The 20,240-nt window shown below is 72.2% G+C and carries 16 protein-coding genes; 10 read left to right on the forward strand and 6 right to left on the reverse strand.

What is annotated here, in order from left to right; all coding sequences use genetic code 11:
* The first annotated feature begins 26 nt into the window (after positions 1-26).
* Positions 27-1,052 carry a UDP-glucose 4-epimerase GalE gene (gene galE, locus ACFRAL_RS10585; protein ID WP_378882535.1) on the forward strand — a complete coding sequence of 342 codons (1,026 nt, stop codon included), beginning with the start codon at positions 27-29 and terminating at the stop codon, positions 1,050-1,052.
* A gap of 64 nt (positions 1,053-1,116) precedes the next feature.
* Here the strand turns inward: galE and ACFRAL_RS10590 are convergent, their stop codons facing one another.
* Genes ACFRAL_RS10590 through ACFRAL_RS10605 form a run of 4 tightly spaced genes read right to left on the reverse strand, consistent with a single transcriptional unit; the run spans position 1,117 to position 6,855 of the window.
* Positions 1,117-2,106: a glycosyltransferase family 2 protein gene (locus tag ACFRAL_RS10590; RefSeq protein ID WP_378882538.1), complete on the reverse strand. Its 990-nt coding sequence runs from the start codon at positions 2,104-2,106 to the stop codon at positions 1,117-1,119.
* Positions 2,103-4,013 (reverse strand): glycosyltransferase, encoded by a 1,911-nt coding sequence (locus tag ACFRAL_RS10595; RefSeq protein WP_378882541.1) that lies wholly within the window; start codon positions 4,011-4,013, stop codon positions 2,103-2,105. Before ACFRAL_RS10595 ends, ACFRAL_RS10590 begins: the two co-directional genes overlap by 4 nt.
* 56 nt (positions 4,014-4,069) lie before the next feature.
* The gene (locus ACFRAL_RS10600) at positions 4,070-5,425 is read right to left on the reverse strand and encodes an O-antigen ligase family protein (protein ID WP_378882544.1); all 1,356 of its coding nucleotides are present in this window, start codon (positions 5,423-5,425) and stop codon (positions 4,070-4,072) included.
* Positions 5,422-6,855, reverse strand: a complete 1,434-nt coding sequence (locus ACFRAL_RS10605) for an O-antigen ligase family protein (RefSeq protein WP_378882547.1) — start codon at positions 6,853-6,855, stop codon at positions 5,422-5,424. The genes ACFRAL_RS10600 and ACFRAL_RS10605 overlap by 4 nt, the downstream gene beginning before the upstream one ends.
* A 130-nt stretch (positions 6,856-6,985) precedes the next feature.
* Here ACFRAL_RS10605 and manA point away from each other — a divergent pair, with 130 nt between their 5' ends.
* The 4 genes from manA to ACFRAL_RS10625 all read left to right on the forward strand — a co-directional run bounded on the left by manA (position 6,986) and on the right by ACFRAL_RS10625 (position 12,998).
* Entirely contained in the window at positions 6,986-8,137 is a 1,152-nt protein-coding gene (gene manA / locus ACFRAL_RS10610; protein WP_336398480.1) for a mannose-6-phosphate isomerase, class I, read from the forward strand.
* Between the two features lie 182 nt (positions 8,138-8,319).
* Complete coding sequence (locus ACFRAL_RS10615) at positions 8,320-8,646, forward strand: WhiB family transcriptional regulator (RefSeq protein ID WP_194397809.1); 327 nt, start codon at positions 8,320-8,322, stop codon at positions 8,644-8,646.
* Between the two features lie 87 nt (positions 8,647-8,733).
* Positions 8,734-11,595, forward strand: a complete 2,862-nt coding sequence (locus ACFRAL_RS10620; RefSeq protein ID WP_378882551.1) for a glycosyltransferase — start codon at positions 8,734-8,736, stop codon at positions 11,593-11,595.
* Positions 11,592-12,998 (forward strand): DUF5719 family protein, encoded by a 1,407-nt coding sequence (locus ACFRAL_RS10625; RefSeq protein ID WP_378882554.1) that lies wholly within the window; start codon positions 11,592-11,594, stop codon positions 12,996-12,998. The genes ACFRAL_RS10620 and ACFRAL_RS10625 overlap by 4 nt, the downstream gene beginning before the upstream one ends.
* Before the next feature lie 33 nt (positions 12,999-13,031).
* On the opposite strand, the gene ACFRAL_RS10630 is transcribed toward ACFRAL_RS10625, so the two are convergent.
* A complete protein-coding gene (locus ACFRAL_RS10630; protein WP_336398483.1) occupies positions 13,032-13,472 on the reverse strand; it encodes a metallopeptidase family protein in 441 nt (146 codons plus the stop codon).
* A 79-nt stretch (positions 13,473-13,551) separates the two neighbouring features.
* Between ACFRAL_RS10630 and ACFRAL_RS10635 the strand changes: the two genes are divergently transcribed.
* On the forward strand, positions 13,552-13,758 hold the full coding sequence (locus tag ACFRAL_RS10635) for a DUF3499 family protein (protein WP_109210080.1): 207 nt from the start codon (positions 13,552-13,554) through the stop codon (positions 13,756-13,758).
* Between the two features lie 39 nt (positions 13,759-13,797).
* Positions 13,798-15,297 (forward strand): adenosylhomocysteinase, encoded by a 1,500-nt coding sequence (ahcY, locus tag ACFRAL_RS10640; protein ID WP_378882557.1) that lies wholly within the window; start codon positions 13,798-13,800, stop codon positions 15,295-15,297.
* Between the two features lie 24 nt (positions 15,298-15,321).
* Here the strand turns inward: ahcY and ACFRAL_RS10645 are convergent, their stop codons facing one another.
* Positions 15,322-16,194, reverse strand: a complete 873-nt coding sequence (locus ACFRAL_RS10645) for an RDD family protein (RefSeq protein WP_336398485.1) — start codon at positions 16,192-16,194, stop codon at positions 15,322-15,324.
* A gap of 16 nt (positions 16,195-16,210) precedes the next feature.
* Between ACFRAL_RS10645 and ACFRAL_RS10650 the strand changes: the two genes are divergently transcribed.
* Genes ACFRAL_RS10650 through katG form a run of 3 tightly spaced genes read left to right on the forward strand, consistent with a single transcriptional unit; the run spans position 16,211 to position 20,097 of the window.
* Positions 16,211-17,206: a stage II sporulation protein M gene (locus ACFRAL_RS10650; protein ID WP_336398486.1), complete on the forward strand. Its 996-nt coding sequence runs from the start codon at positions 16,211-16,213 to the stop codon at positions 17,204-17,206.
* Positions 17,207-17,254: 48 nt separating this feature from the next.
* A complete protein-coding gene (locus ACFRAL_RS10655; RefSeq protein ID WP_336398487.1) occupies positions 17,255-17,743 on the forward strand; it encodes a Fur family transcriptional regulator in 489 nt (162 codons plus the stop codon).
* Positions 17,744-17,784: 41 nt separating this feature from the next.
* On the forward strand, positions 17,785-20,097 hold the full coding sequence (gene katG / locus ACFRAL_RS10660; RefSeq protein ID WP_336398488.1) for a catalase/peroxidase HPI: 2,313 nt from the start codon (positions 17,785-17,787) through the stop codon (positions 20,095-20,097).
* Positions 20,098-20,240: the final 143 nt, after the last annotated feature.

Consider the following 20,240-nt stretch of genomic DNA (forward strand, 5'->3'; position numbering starts at 1 on the left):
GCCGGCGGCTCTCGTAGGCTTGTCGGATGCGAGTCCTTCTCTCCGGCGGCGCGGGCTACATCGGCGCGCACACAGCGGTCGCTCTCATCGAGGCCGGGCACGAGGTCATCGTCGTGGACGACATGTCCAACTCCTCGCCCGAGGCGATCGCCCGTGCCGGATCGCTCGCCGGCGCGGAGATCCCTCTTCTGGGCGCGGACGTGCGGGACGAGCCGCGGGTGCGCGCGTTCGTTCAGCAGCACGGCCCCGTCGACGCCGTCGTCCACTTCGCGGGCCTCAAGGCGGTCGGCGAGTCGGTGGCGCAGCCGGTGCGTTACTACGACGTGAACATCGGCTCGGCCGTCGCGGTGCTGAGGCTCATGGCGGCCGAGTCGATACCGACGATCGTCTTCTCCAGCTCGGCGACCGTCTACGGCAGGCCCGAGACGCTCCCGCTGCGCGAGGACTCGCCGACCGGGATCGACCTGGCCAATCCCTACGGCAAGACCAAGCGCATCGTGGAGGAGATGCTGAAGGATGCCGCGGCGGCCGACCCGCGCCTGCGCGCGATCGCGCTGCGGTACTTCAACCCGGTCGGCGCGCACCCCAGCGGCCGGATCGGCGAGGATCCGTCGGGCACGCCCAACAACCTCATGCCTTACGTGGCGCGGGTCGCGGTGGGCAGCCTCGAGCGTGTCGGCATCTTCGGCGACGACTACCCGACCCCCGACGGCACGGGCCTGCGCGACTACATCCACGTCCTCGATCTCGCGGCCGGGCACGTCGCCGCGCTCGAGCGCGCGCGCGAGGGCTTCGAGGTCTACAACCTCGGAACCGGCGTGCCCGTCAGCGTCCGCGAGCTCATCGCGGCCTTCGGGCGCGCGGCGGGCCGGCAGATCCCCACGGCCGTCCTGCCGAGACGCGCAGGGGACGTCGCCGCGTCGTACTGCGATCCGTCCAAGGCGCGCGAAGGGCTCGGCTGGTCGGCCACGCGCACGATCGACGAGGCGTGCCGCGACTCGTGGAGATGGCAGTCCCAGAATCCGCGGGGCTACGCACCCTCCCCGCGGTGACGCGACCCGTCGCCACCGCAGGGGCGGGCGGCTCCGTCGAGGCATCGCTCCTGCGGCTGCCGTCTCAGCTCTCGGCGGACGCGGTCTCCAGCGGCGGCATCGGCCGCCACGAGGCATCCTTCGAGATCCTCCGGCCGTCGCGCAGTCCCCGGAAGAGGTTCGACGTGCCCCGCACCGTCCGCTCGACGAAGACGAGGCGGATCAGCTCCTTGCCGAAGGTGAGCGCGGTCCCGAGCGCGAACAGCACCGGGTTGTAGACGCCGAGCTCGCGGTAGTACTTCTTGATGTATGCCCGGTTGCGCATGATGTAGTAGCGGTAGGCGTTGCTGGACGCGTTCATGTGGCGGATGCCCATGTCCCACTGCTTGATCTCGCGTGTGCGTCGGAGCACGAACTCGTCCACGATGACGGACTGCGTCACGCGCGAGGCCAGCCAGCCGTACATCTGGTCGTCCCAGTAGATGAAGAAGCGCGGGTCCGGCAGGCCGATCTGGCGCACGATGTCCCGGTGGATGAACATGCCCTCGAAGCATCCGGAGTTCATCGGCTTGTAGCCGGATCCGTCGAAGCCGGCCGGAGCGAAGGGGATCGGGATGCCCATCGGCTCGGCGATCCGGTACTGCCAGTAGAAGGCGCTGCCGTCGTAGTCGTAGCGGCGGCCCTGGATGCTGCGGAACCGCGCCGACCACTTGCCCATCTTGGCCAGGCCGTCGGGGAGGACCTCGACGTCGTCGTCCATGAGCCAGATCCACTCCGACCCGAGCTCGTACGCCAGGCGCATGCCCTCGCTGAACCCGCCGGACCCGCCGGTGTTGGTCTCCATCCGGCGGTAGACCAGGGTGCTGGGCTCGAGCGCCTCGCGGAACGACTCCACGACGTCGGCGGTGTCGTCGGTCGAGGCGTTGTCGACCACCACGATGTGGCCCGGCTTGGGCTGCATCTCCGTGATGCTCGTGAGCAGGCGCGCGAGCAGGCCGGAGCGGTTGTAGGTGACGATCGCGATCGTCGCCGTCGTCGGGTCGAATCCCTGCGGCCGGGGACCGGCGCCGCTCACGACTCTCCCTCGAACGTCCGCTTCCAGGCCTCGGGAGAGGTCAGCTCGGCACTGGCCGCACGGTAGCGCTCGGCCAGCTGCGGCCACTCGCGCCGCAGACGGCGGTGCAGCCTCAGGGAGTCCAGGATCATCCCGCGGAACTTCCTGCGATCACGGGTGTAGATGTTCTTCCCGGAGCCGTCGGCGGAGTTCACCAGGGCGCTGTCGTACAGCGGGAGCCGCCACCAGTGCGCGTCGCCCTTGCCGAACTCGACCTCGGGCTGCGTGAGGTTCTCGGGCTTGGGCGCGTGGATCCAGTGCGACACGAGCGTGGAGAGGGTGAACCAGCGCAGCCGCAAACCCGTCGGGCTGTCGAAGCTGTGCTGCTTGAGACGCTTGAAGACCAGGCGCCCACGGCGGGAGCGCAGCGCGACGCCGTTCTCGCGGTGGATGACGGTCTCGGGGTACTCCTTGGCCAGCGCGCGGGCCGCGGGCATCGCGGTGGCGAGATTCGCCCGCATGTGCGCGGGACCCGACAGCACGTCGCGCAGCGCCCGGTGACGCAGGGCCACGGGGTAGTACTGCATCATCATCAGGTGCTTGAGGTCCACTCGCCGACTGTGCCGGATGAGGGTTCCGCCCTTCGGCGCACCGGAGTGGAGCAGTCCGGCGACGATGCGGTTGCGGGCGTGGAAGTACGCCTGCCAGTCGATCGAGTCGTCCTTGCCCACCCAGGAGACGTGCCACAGCGCGACTCCCGGCATCGACACCGTCGGGTAGCCGGCGTCGCGGGCGCGCAGGCAGAACTCCGCATCGTCCCACTTGATGAAGGCGGGAAGCGGCAGACCGATCTCACGGATGATCGAGACGGGGATCAGGCACATCCACCAGCCGTTGTAGTCGGCGTCCAGTCGCATGTGCAGCAGCGGCGACTGCCGGAGGTTCGCCACGCTGAAGTCGTGCGGGAGCTTCTCCTGGTACAGCGCACGCCACATGAACGGCCCGTCGTCGACGACCTCTGCCCACGCGTGGAGCTTGGGCCGGTCGAGCAGGTCGAACATGTGCGCGCCGACGATCGTCGGCACCGTGGCGTACCGCCCGAAGACGACCGATCGCCGGATGGACTCGGGCTCGATCCGCACATCGTCGTCCAGCAGCTGGACGAAGTCGCTGTCCGGGCGCGACAGCGTCTCGGACATCGCCCGGGCGAACCCGCCCGAGCCGCCGAGGTTCGGCTGCGTGATGATCTGGAGGGTGTCGCCGAGGCGCGCCGCGACGTCGTCGTACTCCGGCTGGGCGTCGACGCGGCGATCGCCCTGGTCGATCAGGAAGATCCGGTCCACGACGTCGAGCACCTCGGGCGAGTCCGCCAGGTTCATCAGCGTCCAGATGCAGTAGTCCGGCTTGTTGTAGGTCGTGATGCCGATCGACGCCTTGCCGTCGCGGACGGGGTCGAGCTCCGTGGTCCACTCGGCGCCCTCGAAGAGCGCCGTCTTCTCATCGGCGACGATGTCGAACCAGATGAAGCCGCCGTCGCTGTACTGGTCGAGCACCAGGTCGAACGTCGACGTCTGCGCGCCCTCGACCTCGCGCGTCTCCAGCCGCTGCTTGACGCCGCCTCCGTTCGAGCGATAGACGAGGATCGTCGCGGGGCCGACCGTCCGCACCGTGAGCGTCACCTCGCGGACCGACGTCCAGTGCTGCCAGTACGACGCGGGGAACGCGTTGAAGTACGTGCCGAAGGACACCCGTCGCCCGGCCACGATCCTCGCCGACGTGCGGCTCACGATGTTGCCCAGCTGCGCGCGGCTGGACACGCGCACCGGCTCCTCGTCGATGACCGACCACGTCTCGGGGTCGACGTAGAGGGGGAGGAGGTCGGGATCGCGGTCAAGGGGGAAGACGACGTTCTGAAGGACGTGGGTCACGGGGGAATCTCCGGGAACGAGGCGGCGGGCGCCGAGACGTCGGGCCGGAGAGAAGCCTACCCCGCCGTCCCGTGCGGTCCCTGGTCGTGGGGAAGCCCCGAGCCGCTCGCGCCCGCCCCGCCGCCGGCATCCGTCCCGCTGTCCAGCCGCTCGCGCCACGAGCGAGACTGGCCCGCGCGCACCGCGCACAGCACGAGCATCAGCCAGCCGAGGCCGGTGAGCGTGAAGCTCTCGAACATCGAGTCGACCAGGAGCGCCACGAGGATGAGCGGCGTCCACGCGTACACCACCGAGCGACGCTCGCCGGCGACCAGCCACGCGCGCGCGAGGGCGAGGGCGCCCAGGGCGAGGAACAGCACCAGCCCCACCCAGCCGAGCTGCAGCGCCACGTCGAAGTAGGCGTTCAACCCGGTGGCGTGGTCGGCGTCGACCCAGAAGTTGATGGCGTTGAAGGGGTACTCCCGCGGGTCCCACACACCGAACCAGCCGAATCCCTGCACGGGCCTCTGGCGCAGGATGTCGACCATGAAGTTCCAGAGGTCGACGCGCATGGAGAAGTCCGTGCCGGCCCCGAGCAGGGCGATGATCGGATGCCGCGCCGCGTAGCCGACGAAGACGCCGACGACGACCAGGGCGCCGAGGGCGAGCTGCAGTCCGGCGCGACGCTCGGGGCGCGCGTGCCGCACGAGCGCGAGGGCGCCGACGGCCAGGCCCACGGCGAGGGCGAGGACGACGACCGTGGGGGAGTCGCTGAGGGCGGCCAGGCCGCCCGCCAGCACGACGGAGGCCACCGACACGCCGGGCGCGACGGACTGCGTGCGGTACTCGATCAGGAAGGTGATGAGAGCGAGCACGGCGACGAAGCCGAGGAGGTTGCGCGTTCCGAAGATGCCCTGGACCGGGCCCAGCTGTGCGAGGTTGCCCTGCACGCCGAGGAAGCGGAACGGGACGTCGAGCAGGATTCCGGAGAGCACCTCGACGGCGAGGGAGAGGCCCAGGAGCACGCGGAGCACGTCGCCGAGGGCCCGGACGGTCTGCAGCGTGTCCCGCACGTGGCCGATCACCACGGCGAGGAAGGCGATCGCGGCCATCGAGACCCAGCTCCAGAACGAGGTGGTCGGCTCGCCGCTCCAGAAGACGCTCGCCAGTGCCCAGCCGACGAACACGACCACGCTCGTGGGCACCAGCCGCAGGAGCGAGACCTCGCCCCGGCGCACCATCATCACCGCCGCTCCCAGCACGCACAGCCCGGCGACCACGGTGACATAGGTGACATGCCCGGCGATGCGCTCGATAGCGAAGGACGCGAAGACGGTGCCGAAGACGGTGACGGTGAACGCGCGGGCGAAGGACGCCGAGTTCAGCAGCGCCCCCGGCCATCCGGCTGCGGTCGGCGCGGGCGAGCCGCTCACGCGCCCGGCCCCGGGCGGTCGCGGGGGACGGACTCGTCCGGGCGGACGGCCTCACCGCGCTCGATCGCGGCCGATTGCTCGGCGGGACCGACCCCTACGTGCGGGGACTGCTTGATCTTGCCGCCGAGCATGACCACGAAGAGCCAGCCCCACAGCAGCAGCGGGCTGGACTCGGCCAGCCCCTGCACCAGGAGGATCGCCCCCACCAGCGTGGGCAGCAGGGTCAGCGGCGAGTACGGCCGGTCGGCTCGGAGATCCCAGCGAGGCCGGTCGACGGCGAAGAACCACGAGCGCCAGATGAAGGCGAAGAAGAGCAGCGCGAGCAGCACCACGCCGACGATCCCGAGCTGCATCGACACGTCGATCCACATGCTGTGCGCCTGCATGACGGTCTGACCGTGATCGACCACCCAGCCGTCGAACGCCGGATCCGACGGGATCCACGGCGTCGCGTAGCCCCAGCCGACCCACGGCCGCTCGGCGGTGCGGGCCAGCACCGCGTCCCAGATGCGCTCCCGGCCGGTGAGGTCGGCGCTGCGTCCCAGGGCGCTGAAGACGGCATCCCGCAGCAGCCAGAGCGCCACGAGGCCCCCCACGCCCACGACGAGGTATCCCAGGTAGAACTTCGTCCGCTCGCCCGGCTTCGTCGCGCGGCGCATGAGCAGCGCGGTGACCAGCACCACGGCCACCGCGGCGGCGGCGAGGTAGGCGGTGGCCGAGGACGCGCGGACGAAGAGGAAGGCCGCCGATCCGATCCAGATCCACAGCGCCACGCGGCGGGGCGCGCCCGCGGCCAGCCGGATCGCGAAGACGATGATCGCCAGCAGCGCCACCGGGCCGAGCAGGTTGGCGTTGCCCATGATGCCCTGGATGCGCTCAGGGAAATCGAAGAGGTTGTTCCGCGACCAGTACTCGATCGGATCGTCGGCCTTCTCGACGACCCAGCCGGGCATGATCGGCTCGCCGATGACGACCGACACCCACAGCTCGAAGAGGATCGACAGCGCGACGACCCACTTCAACGCGGACGCGACCGCACCCACCAGCTCGCGCCACGTCAGGACGCTGCCGATGAAGAGCGCCTGCAGGGTCGTGATGTACAGCAGCAGCAGGGTGATCGCCGTGGTCTGCGGCCATGCCGACCACGCCAGCGACGCCGTCGCCCACACGACGTAGGCCACGACGAACCAGGGCAGGCGGCGCCACTGCACCGGAGGGCGGACGACGATCCACAGCACCGCCGAGAGGACGCCGCCGCCGATGGTCACGACGGCCGCCGGAAGCTCTCCGAACGCGTTGACCCATGCCGTGCCGGACAGCGACATGAACAGGACGAAGATGCACCAGCCGCGCAGCAGCAGGTGGCCGGTCTTCTCGCGGACCGGCGGTCCGGGCGGCGCCGACGCCGGATGCTTCGAGTGGACGGCCATCGCTCTCAGAGTACCCGCGCGACCCCGTCCGCCCCGCCGCTCGCAGGACCCCGCGCCGCGCGACCGGAGGCGGGTCCGCGGATGACGCACGGCGGGGAGGGGTGCGAGGGCCGTGGCTAGGCTGAGGCGCGTGCTGATTCCGCTTGCGAACGACCCCCGCGACTACGCGTGGGGCTCCCCGTCCCTGCTGGCAGAGCTCGAAGGGCGCGAGCCGTCCGGCCGCCCCGAGGCCGAGGTGTGGTTCGGCGACCACCCGGGGGACCCGGCCGACACCCCGGACGGGCGCACGCTGGACCGCTGGATCGCCGAGGACGGCGCCGCCGTCGGCGTGGACGGGCCGCTGCCGTACCTGCTGAAGCTCCTGGCTGCGGCATCCGCCCTGTCCATCCAGGCGCATCCCTCCATCGCCCAGGCAGAAGCCGGCTTCGCGCGCGAGGAGGCCGCCGGGATCCCCCGGGACGCGGGCGAGCGCACCTACCGCGACCGCAACCACAAGCCGGAGCTCATCGTGGCGCTGAGCGAGACCTTCCGCGCGCTGGCGGGGCTGCGCGAGATCGACGCGACGCGCCGCCTCGTGCACGAGCTGGGTGCGGGAGCGGCTCCGCTGGCCGACAGGCTCGCCGATCCGGATGCCTCGCTCGCGGCCGTCATCGGCTGGGTGCTGTCGGACGGCGCCGACGCGGCGAAGGAGATCATCGCCGCCGCGGTCGCCGCCCGCTCCGACGAGTTCGCCGCCGAGCTGGAGCTCGCCCGCGCGCTGGACGAGGCGTTCCCCGGCGACCCCGGCATCGTCGTCGCGCTGCTGATGAACCTCGTGACCCTGCGCCGCGGCGAGGGGCTGTTCGTGCCGGCGGGGGTCCTGCATGCCTACCTCGAGGGGCTCGGCGTGGAACTCATGGCAGCCAGCGACAACGTGCTGCGCGGCGGCCTGACCCCCAAGCACGTGGATGCCGCGGAGCTGGTCGGCGTGCTCGACCCCGCGCCGGGCCTTCCGCCCGTGATCCGGGCGCGGCCGGTCGGCGACGGCGTCGGTCGCTACGACGTCCCGGTCGAGGACTTCGCGCTGCTGACCGCCTCGCCGCGCGACGACGCGGGCATCGACGTGCCGCTCGAGGGCCCAGCGATCGCCCTCGCGACCGGCGGCGCCGTCACCGTGTCGGGTCGCGCCTCGGGCGGACGGGCGGAGCTGGTGCCGGGCGCCGCGGTGCTCGTCACCCCGGACGAGCGGGGAGTGCGCGTGTCGGGCGAGGGTGAGCTGTTCATCGCGCTGCCGGGGCGGTGAGGACGCCCCAGGGCGGCTTTCTCACCGGACCGTTACACAGTGCGACACGCCGTCGGCGCGTCGTGAAGGTTCAAGAGTCGGTTGAGCCTTTACTATCTGCGACTTGACCTCACCGAACTACACGGGTGTAATTAGCCGTACACGCACCAGCGTGGAGCAGGATCTCGGGGGGTGAGAACGACATGACGGTTTCGCAATTCCGTTCCGGCGTTCCCGACGACTGGTTCGTCGATCCGGTTCAACTGGGGGTTCCGGGGGTACGCCGCAACGTCGACGCGGAAGAAGACAATCCGCTCGCGTGGCAGACCGACGCACTCTGTGCGCAGACCGATCCGGAGGCGTTCTTCCCTGAGAAGGGCGGCTCCACCAGAGATGCCAAGCGCATCTGCACGTCGTGCGACGTTCGGGGGGAATGTCTCGAGTACGCGCTGCAGAACGACGAGCGGTTCGGCATCTGGGGCGGGCTGAGCGAGCGGGAGCGTCGCAAGCTGAAGCGCCGAGCGGGCTGAACGCACGCCCGGGCCGACCGGTCCGATCCGGTCGGCCCGGCGCGTTCGCCCGGCGTGACGGATCTGCACGCCTAGGCTGACGAAGACATGCCCGCCGACACGCCGAACAGAGTCCACGCCGTCCTGGTCGTGCGTCCCGACGGGCGCACTCCGGCCGCGTTCCATCTCCGCCGGAGCCTCGCGGCGCTCGGACAGCAGTCGCGTTCGGTCGACACGCTGACCGTCGTCGTCTGCGGCGGCGACGACCATCTGTTCGAGGTCGCCGATGCCGGCAGGCCAGACGTCATCCTGCGCGCGCCGGCGTCGACCGGATTCGCCGCCGCGGTGGCGCAGGCCACGGACGATCTCGGCGACGGCGTGGTATGGCTCCTGGCCCAGGACACCGCACCCGAGCCGGACGCGCTGGCGCGACTGCTCGGCGCGCTGGAGCGGTCGCCGTCGGTCGCCTTCGTCGCCCCCAAGCTCGTGCGGTGGGACGACCGCTCCGAGATCGTGTCCCTCGGCGTGGGCATGACGCGCTTCGGGCGCTCGGTCGGGCTCGCCGACGACGAGCTGGACCAGGGTCAGCACGACGCCCGCGAAGACGTGCTCGGCACCGACGTGCGCGGCATCCTGATCCGCGCCGACGCCTGGAAGCGACTCGGCGGACTCGACCGGGGCCTCGCGGGCGCGGACGAGGGATTGGATCTGGGGGTGCGCGCACGGCTCGCCGGCGGGCGCGTCTCGCTGGTGCCCAGCGCGCTGGTCGCCGTCGCAGGGGACGGCGTGGCAGGCCTTCCCGTTCCGCTCACGCCGCAGCGGCGGCGCCGAACGGCGTACGCCGTTCGCCTGGCGCAGCTGCACCGCCGCCTCGTGTACGCGCCGGCGCCGGCGGTGCCGCTGCACTGGCTGACGATCCTGCCGCTCGCGGTGTGGCGGACCATCGCGGACCTCGCCCGCAAGCAGCCGGGCCGCATCGCGCCCGAGTGGGCGGCGGCCGCCGTCGCGCTCGTCGGGTTCGCGTCCGTGTGGCGCGGGCGGCGGCGCCTGCGCAACGCCCGCACGGCGTCGTGGGCGCTGCTGGCGCCGCTGCGGACAAGTCAGGCCGAGCTGCGCGAGCGGCTGGACGACGAGCCCGAGGTGGCGATCGGCGGGCACCGGCGCAGCGACCTGCGGTTCTTCTCCGGCGGCGGCGCGTGGCTGGTGCTCGCGGCGCTGGTCGGATCCATCGCCGCCTTCCCCGCGCTCCTGGCCTGGCCGGTGCTGGGCGGGGGAGCGCTGCAGCCCCTCGCAACGACGGTGGGGCAGCTGTGGAACGACGCGGCTTTCGGGCAGCGTGCCCTCGGGCTTGCGACCATCGGGCCGGCCGACCCGTTCGCGGCGGTCGTCGCCGTCCTCGGCTCGCTCTCGCCGTGGGCGCCGTCCCGCGCGCTCGTGCTGCTGTGGATCGCCGCGCTCCCGCTCGCCGCTCTGGGCGGATGGTTCGCGGCGACGCGCGTCACCGAGCGCTCGGGGCTCCGACTCCTCGGCGGCGCCGTCTGGGCGCTCGCCCCCACCTTCGTGATCGCCCTCATGCAGGGCCGGCCGACCGGTGTGATCCTGCACCTGCTCCTGCCGTGGCTGTTCTACGCCGGCTCGGTCGCCCACCGCTCCTGGGCGGGTGCGGGCGCCGCCTCGATCCTGCTGGCCGCCGTGCTCGCGACCGCGCCGTCCCTCGCCCCCGCGATGGCGCTGATCTGGATCGGCGCGGTGCTGCTGGCCGTCTTCGGCCGGGCGGGGCACGGCGTGGCGCGGCTGATCTGGGCGCTCGTGCCCACCATCGCCCTGGCTCTGCCCCTCGTCTGGCACAGCCTCGCGGGCGGCAGCGCCTGGAGCCTTGTGGCCGACCCCGGCGTCCCGTGGCCGGGACCCCAGGTCGCGGCGGACGCCGCTGGTCGGGCCCTGCTCGCGGCGGGCATCCCGACCCCCGACCTCGCCGGATGGGCAGCGCTCCTCCCGGAGGGCCCGACGTGGTGGGTGCCGCTGCTGAGCGTCCCGCTCGCGCTCCTCGCCCTGGCGGCCCCGCTCACGCAGCGCTGGGCCGTGGGCACCGGCCTCCTCGTCGTGACGGCGCTCGGGCTGGCGACGGCCTTCGCGGCCGCCGGCGTGTCGGTCCAGTTCATCCAGTCGCTCACCGTGCCGCTGTGGCCGGGGACCGCGCTGAGCCTCGCCTGGCTGGGAGCGCTCGGCGGCGCGCTCGTGGCACTGGATGCCGGGCTCGCGCCGCGGGTCGCCCTCGTGCGGGGCGTCGCCGCCGCGCTCGTCTTCGGGTGCGCCGTGGTGCTCGCGCTGCCCTCCCTCACCGCGTTCACCCGCGGTGCGGCGACGCTCGCCAACGGCCCGGCCAGCACCCTCCCGGCGTTCGTCGCCGCGGAGGGCCGCGAGGATCCCGACGTCGGGACGATCGTGCTGACCCCGCAGGCCGACTCCGGTGTCGCCGCTCAGGTGGTGTGGGGCGCGAGTGAGACGATCGGCGGCCAGACCACCCTGCTGTCCGCCCGCACGGAGCCCACGGCGCAGGACGCCGAGCTGGCCAGGCTCGCCGCGGACCTCGTGACGCCGTCCTCCGAGGACGTCGTCGCGCAGCTGGGCGAGAGCGGCATCGGCTTCATCCTGCTGGCGCCGGCCACACCGCCCGAGACCGACGCCGCCCGCACGGTGCGCCTGTCGGCGATGACGGCGCTCGGTCAGCGCGAGACGCTCGTGGTCGTGGGCGACACCGCGAAGGGCGAGCTGTGGCGCGTCGTCGACGAGGTGGCCGAGCGGCCTGGGGAGCCGGCATCCGTGTCGACGATCGCGTGGTGGATCGCCGCCGCGCAGCTCGTCGTCTTCGGCATCGCGCTGCTCCTGGCCGTGCCGACGGGCGCGTCGCTGCGCCAGGCGCGGCGCACGCCGCGGATCGTGGGACCGCACTGGCAGGAGGGACGATGAGCGACCGACGCGTGTTCCGGTGGGCGACCTCGAGCGCCCGCCTCCTCATCGGCACGGCGGTGTCGATCTGTGCCGCGATCGCGGTGGTGACGGCGGTCTGGCTGCCGTGGCCGACCCTCGCGCGCTCGCCGCTGGAGGTGACGGCCACGCCGGCGCCCGCGGCGTCGATGATCGTGTGCGACGGTGCGCTCCTGACGATCGGGCGGGACCCGACCGACGCCGACGCCGTTCAGGTGGCCGTGCCGCAGTCCGTCGTCGGCGGCGTGGCCGAGGGCGAGCCCGCCGACGAGGAGCGGCTCGAGACGGTGGACGTGGGCGAGGGCCCCGTCGCGTTCGTCGCCCAGCCGGTCGGCGACGAGGCGGTGGACATCGCCGCCACCGGCTCCGCCACCGCGGCGGAGCCCGACCTCGCCGGATTCGCCGCGTCGGCGTGCCGCCCTCCGCTGCTGGACTCGTGGCTGGTGGGCGGGTCGGCGACGACGGGTGCGGCGGATCTGGTGCTGCTGTCGAATCCGGGGACGGTGGCGGCGACCGTGCAGCTCACCGTGTACGGCGTCGACGGGCCGCAGGTTCCGCCCGGCGGCTCGGACCTCGTGATCGCCCCCGGCACGCAGCGGGTCATTCCGCTGGCGGGCCTCGCGCTCGGCGAGGAGACGCCCGTCGTACGGGTCTCCGCGGTCGGCGCCCCCATCCACGCCTCGCTGCAGGCGAGCATCATCCGCACCCTCACGCCGGGCGGGGTCGACCAGGTCGGCCCCGTGCCGCAGGCGGAGACCCGCACCGTGATCACCGGCGTCACCGTCGAGTCCGACACCGGCGAGGACGACGGCGCGGCAGAGGCCACCGTGCTGCGGATGCTGTCGCCCTCTGCCGCGGCCACCGCCCGGGTCACCGTCAATGCGGTGGGACGTGCGGAGTCGGTGCGCGAGCCGCAGGAGGTGGCGCTCGAAGAGGGACGCCCGCTGGCGTTCGCGCTGGACGGCCTCAGCACCGGCACCTACACGGTGACGGTGGAGGCGGACGCCCCCGTCGTCTCGGCGGTCTGGCAGACCACGGGCGTCGAAGAGGGCGACGACTTCGCGTGGTACACGCCGTCGCCCGAGGTCGCGGTGCCGTCGCTGTTCGCGACGCCCGGCGGCCCGACGCCGACGCTCTCGATCGTGAATCCCGCCGCGGAGGCCGTCACCGTCGGCGTGGTCGCCGCCGACGGCGGCTCGACGATGGACCTCACGGTTCCCGCCCTCGGATCGGTGGCCGTGCGTCTCGCGCCCCGCACGCTGTACCTGTTCGAGCCCGACGCGCCGGTGCGGGCGGGGCTGACGTTCGCCGGCGACGGCGCGCTCGCCGGCTTCCCGATCTGGCCGGCCGACGTCGCCACGCCGGAGATCGTCGTCTACCCGTAGTCCGCCGCGGGCCGCGTCTCGATCCGAGTCGCGTCAAAAGTACCGGAAGCGCTCCGGCCCGAGATCCCACGGGTCGCGGTCGAGGTACTCCGCCGCGGCCCGGAACACGGCGCCCTCCACGAGCATGCGTCGATGCAGCTCGTCGTCGCGGTGCAGGTGGCTCAGCCGCTCGATGGGGAGCCGGTACAGGATGATGCGTCGCTCGGCGGGCAGGACCGTCCAGCGCGGGATGCCGTCGGCGCCGGTCGCGGCAGGCATGTCGGCGACCTCGAACCGCACGTCGCGCAGCTCCGACCAGGCCGAGCGCAGGAACTCCGCCGCCGTTCCCACGGACAGGTCGAAGCGGTCCACGCGGGTGTCCAGCGGGGGCAGCGGCGGTCGGACGACGGAGCTCCGCCCCTCGCGCCCGTGGCGTCCGTGTCGCGACGCCCGCCGCGCCACGCGGTCGCTGGTCCGGGTCCGACGCCACGCCATGCCCCCATCCTAGGTCTCGCGCAGGTCGCCGCGGCGCGGCATCCGTCGCTCCCGTCGATGGGGCAGTAGCGTCGAGCCGATGCGCGAGAGAGTCTGCTCCAAAGTCGGCTGCGCCCGTGAGGCGGTGTCGACGCTCACCTACGACTACGGCGACCAGATGGCGGCTCTCGGCCCCCTCGGCGCGGTGGGCGACCCGCACGCGCACGACCTGTGCGCGATCCACACCGACCGGCTCTCGGTTCCCAAGGGCTGGGTGGTGGTGCGCCACGAGACCCTGCGCGCCTGAGCCCGTTCGTGCGCCGGATCCGCATGGGAGAATGGGCGGATGCCGACCCACACCTCTGTCGCGCCCGCCGGCGCCCCCGCTGCTGAGGCAGCAGCCTCCGCTTTCGAGTTCGAGGTCGCCGACCTCTCGCTGGCCGAGGCGGGACGCCACCAGCTGCGCCTGGCCGAGAACGAGATGCCGGGCCTCATGGCGCTGCGCGAGGAGTTCGGTGCGTCGCAGCCGCTGAAGGGCGCCCGCATCGCCGGGTCGCTGCACATGACGGTGCAGACGGCCGTGCTCATCGAGACCCTGGTCGCCCTCGGCGCGCAGGTGCGCTGGGCCAGCTGCAACATCTTCTCCACCCAGGACGAGGCGGCCGCGGCCGTCGTCGTCGGTCCGGCCGGCACCGTCGACGCGCCGGCCGGCGTGCCGGTGTTCGCGTGGAAGGGCGAGACCCTCGAGGAGTACTGGCGCCTCGCCGACCGCATCTTCGACTGGTCGGCCGAGGGCTTCGACGGCCCGAACATGATCCTCGACGACGGCGGTGACGCGACCCTCCTCGTGCACAAGGGCGTCGAGTTCGAGAAGGACGGGGCGGTGCCGGATGCCGCGCCCGGCGACCCGGCCGAGTACCGGATCATCCTCGACACGATCCGCGCGAGCATCGCGCGCGATCCGCAGCGGTTCACGCGTATGGCAGTGGACCTGCTGGGCGTCACGGAGGAGACCACCACAGGCGTCCACCGCCTGTACGAGTTGGCGGCATCCGGCGATCTGCTCTTCCCGGCGATCAACGTCAACGACTCGGTCACGAAGTCCAAGTTCGACAACAAGTACGGCATCCGCCACTCGCTCCCCGACGGCATCAACCGTGCGACCGACGTGCTGATGGGCGGCAAGGTCGCCTTCGTGTGCGGCTACGGCGACGTGGGCAAGGGCGCGGCCGAGGCGCTGCGCGGGCAGGGCGCCCGCGTGATCGTGAGCGAGGTCGACCCGATCTGCGCGCTGCAGGCCGCGATGGACGGCTACCAGGTGGCGCCGCTCGCCGATGTCGCCGGCCAGGTCGACATTCTCATCACGGGCACGGGCAACAAGGACGTCGTCACCGTCGACGATCTGCTCGCCCTCAAGCACCTGGCGATCGTCGGCAACGTCGGGCACTTCGACAACGAGATCGACATGGCCGGGCTCGAGTCGCTCCCCGGCGCCGAAAAGGTCGAGATCAAGCCGCAGGTGCACGAATGGCGCCTGCCCAACGGACGCAGCGTGCTCGTGCTGAGCGAGGGCCGGCTGCTCAACCTGGGCAATGCGACGGGGCATCCGTCATTCGTCATGAGCGCCTCCTTCACCAACCAGGTGCTCGCCCAGATCGAGCTGTTCACCCGGCGCGACGAGTATCCGACCGCGGTGTACACGCTTCCCAAGCACCTCGACGAGAAGGTCGCTCGCCTTCACCTCGACGCCCTCGGGGTGAAGCTGACCACGCTGACCGAGGAGCAGGCCGACTACATCGGCGTTCCCGTCCAGGGGCCGTACAAGCTCGACCACTACCGCTACTGAGGCATCGCGCCGCAGCGGCGCGGATCAGCGCTCCGGGAAGCCGCGCGGCGGGGACGCCGCCGGTCCTGACAGGGCGTCCGCGCGGGCGGTCTCCAGCTGCAGCGCCCGCAGCTCGCGATCGCGACGCAGCGCCATCACGCCGATGAGGAACGTCTCGGGATCGACGGGCGGCACCGGCGAGACGTGCTCGGCCGCCTCTCGTGCGAGGGATGCCGCCACCCGCGTGCGCGCGGCCGGCTGCATGCTCGTCGCCGACCGCGAGAACTGCGAGATGCGGCGCGAGAGCGGCTCGGGCAGCCGGGCGACATCGGCGACCGCCGCCCACCCGGTGAGGGCCGGCGGAACGCCGATCCACGCGTCGGGCAGGCGGGGCGTGCGCGTGCGCTCGGAGTAGGTGCCCGCGACGAGGTCGCCGAGTCGCTGCGACCGCGGCGTGAACGCGCCGACGAGGGCGGCGACGGCGCCGAGCGTGAACCACAGCTCGAAGACGCCGACGAGGGCGCGGATGAACGCGTGCCGGAAGCCCGCCGCTCCGCCGTCCGTGCGGACGATGCGCCCGCCCACGGCGAGGCGGCCGAGGCTGCGGCCGTGCGTGGTCGTCTCGACGACCGTCGGGATCACGACCATCACGAGAACGAGCACGACGATCGTCAGGATCGGCACCACCGTGCTGTCCACGGCCCCTACGCCCACGAGCCAGAGCATCCCCCACGCGAACAGCAGCAGGATCGCGACGCCGATCAGCATGTCGATCAGTACGCCGAGCGCCCGGAGGAAGAAGCCCAGCGGCTGGACGTCCAGCGCGACCGCCTCGCCGGTGAGGACCTCGTCCTGGTGGATGTCGACGACGGCGCCGCGGGAGACGCTCGGCGGCGGGACGGACGGCGGAGCGCTCATGGCTACAGTAAAGCGCATGGACCTCGACGCGCTCACGGCCGCCCGTCGCCAGGAGTGGGCCCGGCTGGACGAGCTCAGCCGCGCGCGGCGCCTGTCGGGCGCGGAGGTCGACGAGCTGGTGACGCGGTACCGGGCGGCATCCGCCGATCTCGCCGACGCGAAGACGTCGGCCGGGCGGAGCATCCAGAGCGACCACGTGTCGACCATGCTCGGCAGGGCGCGGCTGCGGCTCACCGGCGCCCCCGAGAACGTCATGCGGCAGATCCCGCGGTTCTTCGCGCTCCAGCTGCCGGCGGCGCTGTACCGCGTGCGCTGGACGACGCTCGTCATCGCGGCGGCGTTCCTGATGGTCGTCACGATCGTGGCCCTGTGGGTCTCGCAGGACGCCGCGCTCGTGGCGAGTCTGGGCAGCCGTGCGCAGCTCGAGCAGTACGCCGAGAACGACTTCACCGAGTACTACAGCGAGAACCCGGCAGCCGTGTTCGCCGGCACCGTATGGACCAACAACGCCTGGATCGCGGCGCAGTGCGTGCTGTTCGGCATCACGGGCGTGTGGCCGGTCATGGTGCTGGTCCAGAACGCCGTCGGCGTCGGCACCGCCGCCGCCGTGATGACGGCGTTCGACCGTGCCGACGTCTTCGTCCTCTTCATCCTCCCGCACGGCCTCCTCGAGCTGACCTGCATCTTCGTCGCCGGCGCGGCCGGGCTGCACATCTTCTGGGCCTGGGTGGCGCCCGGCGCCCGCTCGCGCGGCGAGGCGCTCGCGGCGACGGGCCGCTCGCTGGCCACGATCGCGATCGGGCTCGTCATCGCCCTCGGCGTCTCCGGGCTCATCGAGGGCTTCGTCACGGCGCAGCCCTGGCCGTGGCCGGTCAAGATCGGCATCGGCGCGGCCGCGCTCGCGCTGTTCCTCGTCTACATGCTGGTCGTGGGACGCCGCGCGCACCGGCTGGGGGAGACGGGCGACCTCACCGAGTACGAGACGGGCACCCCGACGCTCGTCGCCGGCTGAGCCATTACCACTGTTTTGAATGACTCAAAACAAAGCTACGATGAAGGGGTGACTCCGGCCCCCCACCTCGACGCTGCGCACGTCGACCCGATCGCGCGGCTGCGCGCGGCCGGCCTGCGGGTGACCGAGTCCCGGCGCGCGGTCGTCGCCGCTCTCGTCGAGCGTCCGCACGCCAGCGCGGACGAGCTCTACGGCGTCGTGGCTCGCACGGTGCCCGGCACGAGCCTGCAGTCCGTCTACAACGCACTGGGCGACTTCGTCGACGCCGGACTCGCGCGCCGTATCGAGCCGGCGGGTCGACCCGGCCTGTTCGAGCTGCGGGTCGACGACAACCACCACCACCTCATCTGCTCGCGCTGCGGCGCCGTGCAGGACGTCGACTGCGTGGTGGGCGAGGCGCCGTGTCTCACGCCCGCCGACACCCACGGCTACGCGCTGCAGGTCGCCGAGGTGACCTTCTGGGGCGTGTGCCCCGCGTGCGCGGCGGAGGACGCCGGCGGCGCCGCCCCCGGGCGCGCCGTGCCCGCCGCATCCTGACTCACTCCGACCCGACAGCCCATCCCGATTGGAAGGAAGCCATGACCGACAGCAACGAGATCATCCCCGAGATCGGTGAGGACCTGCCCAACACCGACCAGGCGGTCACGCCGATCGACACCCCCGTCGACGAGCGCGAGGACGGCGAGACGCGTCCGCGCCCGAATCTCGACGAGTCGTGCCCGGTCATCCACGGCGGCGGTCAGCCGCACCCGACGACGGGCAACGCGAACAGCGTGTGGTGGCCGAACCAGCTGAACCTCAAGATCCTCGCCAAGAACCCGGCCGTGGCGAACCCGCTCGGCGACGACTTCGACTACAAGGCCGCCTTCGAGGCGCTCGACCTCGCGGCGGTCAAGGCCGACATCGCCCAGACCCTCACCACCTCGCAGGACTGGTGGCCGGCCGACTTCGGCAACTACGGTCCGCTGATGATCCGCATGGCCTGGCACAGCGCGGGAACGTACCGCGTGACCGACGGCCGCGGTGGCGGCGGGGCCGGCCAGCAGCGCTTCGCGCCGCTGAACAGCTGGCCCGACAACGTCAACCTCGACAAGGCCCGCCGCCTGCTGTGGCCGGTGAAGAAGAAGTACGGCCAGTCGATCTCGTGGGCCGACCTGATGATCCTCGCCGGCAACGTGGCGCTCGAGTCGATGGGCTTCCGCACCTTCGGGTTCGCCGGCGGTCGTGCCGACGTGTGGGAGCCCGACGCCGACGTGTACTGGGGCCCCGAGACCACCTGGCTCGCCGACGAGCGCTACTCGGGCGAGCGCGACCTCGAGAAGCCCCTCGCCGCCGTGCAGATGGGACTCATCTACGTCAACCCGGAGGGGCCCAACGGCAACCCCGATCCGCTCGCGTCGGCCCGCGACATCCGCGAGACCTTCGGTCGCATGGCGATGGACGACGAGGAGACCGTCGCGCTGATCGCCGGCGGCCACACGTTCGGCAAGACCCACGGCGCCGCGCCCGACACGAACGTCGAGGACAACCCCGAGGCCGCCGGCCTCGAGCAGCAGGGCCTGGGCTGGAAGAACAACCACGGCACCGGGCACGGCGACGACACCATCACCTCGGGTCTCGAGGTCACCTGGACCTACCACCCCACGCGCTGGGACAACGAGTTCTTCCACATCCTCTACGCGTACGACTGGGAGCTCATGCGCAGCCCCGGCGGCGGCCACCAGTGGCGCCCGGTCAACGGCGGCGGCGCCGACATGGTGCCGATGGCCCACTCGAACGGCCGGCGCGAGCCCCGCATGCTGACGAGCGACCTCGCGCTGCGCACCGACCCCGAGTACGACCGGATCTCGCGCCGCTTCAAGGACGACCCCGAGGCGTTCGCCGACGCGTTCGCGCGGGCGTGGTTCAAGCTCACCCATCGCGACATGGGCCCGATCGACCGCTACCTCGGCCCCGAGGTCCCGGCGGAGGAGCTCCTGTGGCAGGACCGCGTCCCGGCCGTCGACCACGAGCTCATCGACGCGGCGGACGCGGCGGCGCTCAAGGCACGGATCCTCGACTCCGGTCTCACCGTCACGCAGCTCGTCGAGACGACGTGGGCCGCGGCATCCTCGTTCCGCGGCAGCGACAAGCGCGGCGGCGTCAACGGCGCCCGCATCCGCCTCGCGCCGCAGAAGGACTGGGAGGTCAACAAGCCCGCCCAGCTGGCGACGGTGCTCGCGCAGCTCGAGCAGATCCAGGCCGCGTTCAACGACGGCCGCACCGACGGCAAGAAGGTGTCGCTGGCCGACCTCATCGTGCTCGCCGGCAACGCGGCGGTCGAGAAGGCTGCCGAGGACGCGGGCGTCGAGGCCGAGGTGGTCTTCCACCCCGGTCGCACCGACGCCACGCAGGAGCAGACGGATGCCGCGTCGTTCGCGTTCCTCGAGCCGGCGGCGGACGGATTCCGCAACTACTACGGGCCGCAGGCGTTCATGCCCGAGGAGCACCACCTCATCGACCGCGCGAACCTGCTGACGCTCAGCGCGCCGGAGATGACCGTGCTCGTCGGCGGGCTTCGCGTGCTCGGCGCGAACTGGGACGACTCGGACTACGGCGTGTTCACCGATCGCAAGGGCGTTCTCACGAACGACTTCTTCGTGAACCTGCTGGACCTCGGCACCACCTGGAAGCCGCTCGACCCGGGCTCGCACGCCTTCTCGGGCGCCAAGGACGGCTCGGGCGAGCCGGTCGGCATCGGCACCCGGGTGGACCTGCTGTTCGCGTCGAACTCGGAGCTGCGTGCCGTCGCCGAGGTGTACGCCTCCGACGACGCCACCGAGAAGTTCGTGCGCGACTTCGTCAAGGCGTGGGGCAAGGTCACCGAGCTCGACCGCTTCGACCTCGTCTGAACGACGGCCACGACAGAGCGGCCCGCCCCCCCACGGGGGGGGGGCGCGCCGGCGGGTGGGGGCCCACGTGTACCGCGCCCCCCCCCGCACGGGCGGCCCCCGGGCCCTTGGGGGGAAAAGGGCCCGGGGGCGGGACCGGGGCA

The organism is Microbacterium sp. NPDC056736, from assembly GCF_042790415.1.
Lineage (GTDB): Bacteria > Actinomycetota > Actinomycetes > Actinomycetales > Microbacteriaceae > Microbacterium.

Coding starts and splice junctions, on each gene's coding strand:
- galE (WP_378882535.1), top strand. CDS start 27: ATGCGAGTCCTTCTCTCCGGCGGCGCGGGCTACATCGGCGCGCACACA.
- ACFRAL_RS10605 (WP_378882547.1), bottom strand. CDS start 6,855: ATGGCCGTCCACTCGAAGCATCCGGCGTCGGCGCCGCCCGGACCGCCG.
- ACFRAL_RS10615 (WP_194397809.1), top strand. CDS start 8,320: ATGACGGTTTCGCAATTCCGTTCCGGCGTTCCCGACGACTGGTTCGTC.
- ACFRAL_RS10620 (WP_378882551.1), top strand. CDS start 8,734: ATGCCCGCCGACACGCCGAACAGAGTCCACGCCGTCCTGGTCGTGCGT.
- ACFRAL_RS10625 (WP_378882554.1), top strand. CDS start 11,592: ATGAGCGACCGACGCGTGTTCCGGTGGGCGACCTCGAGCGCCCGCCTC.
- ACFRAL_RS10630 (WP_336398483.1), bottom strand. CDS start 13,472: ATGGCGTGGCGTCGGACCCGGACCAGCGACCGCGTGGCGCGGCGGGCG.
- ACFRAL_RS10635 (WP_109210080.1), top strand. CDS start 13,552: ATGCGCGAGAGAGTCTGCTCCAAAGTCGGCTGCGCCCGTGAGGCGGTG.
- ahcY (WP_378882557.1), top strand. CDS start 13,798: ATGCCGACCCACACCTCTGTCGCGCCCGCCGGCGCCCCCGCTGCTGAG.
- ACFRAL_RS10645 (WP_336398485.1), bottom strand. CDS start 16,194: ATGAGCGCTCCGCCGTCCGTCCCGCCGCCGAGCGTCTCCCGCGGCGCC.
- ACFRAL_RS10650 (WP_336398486.1), top strand. CDS start 16,211: ATGGACCTCGACGCGCTCACGGCCGCCCGTCGCCAGGAGTGGGCCCGG.
- katG (WP_336398488.1), top strand. CDS start 17,785: ATGACCGACAGCAACGAGATCATCCCCGAGATCGGTGAGGACCTGCCC.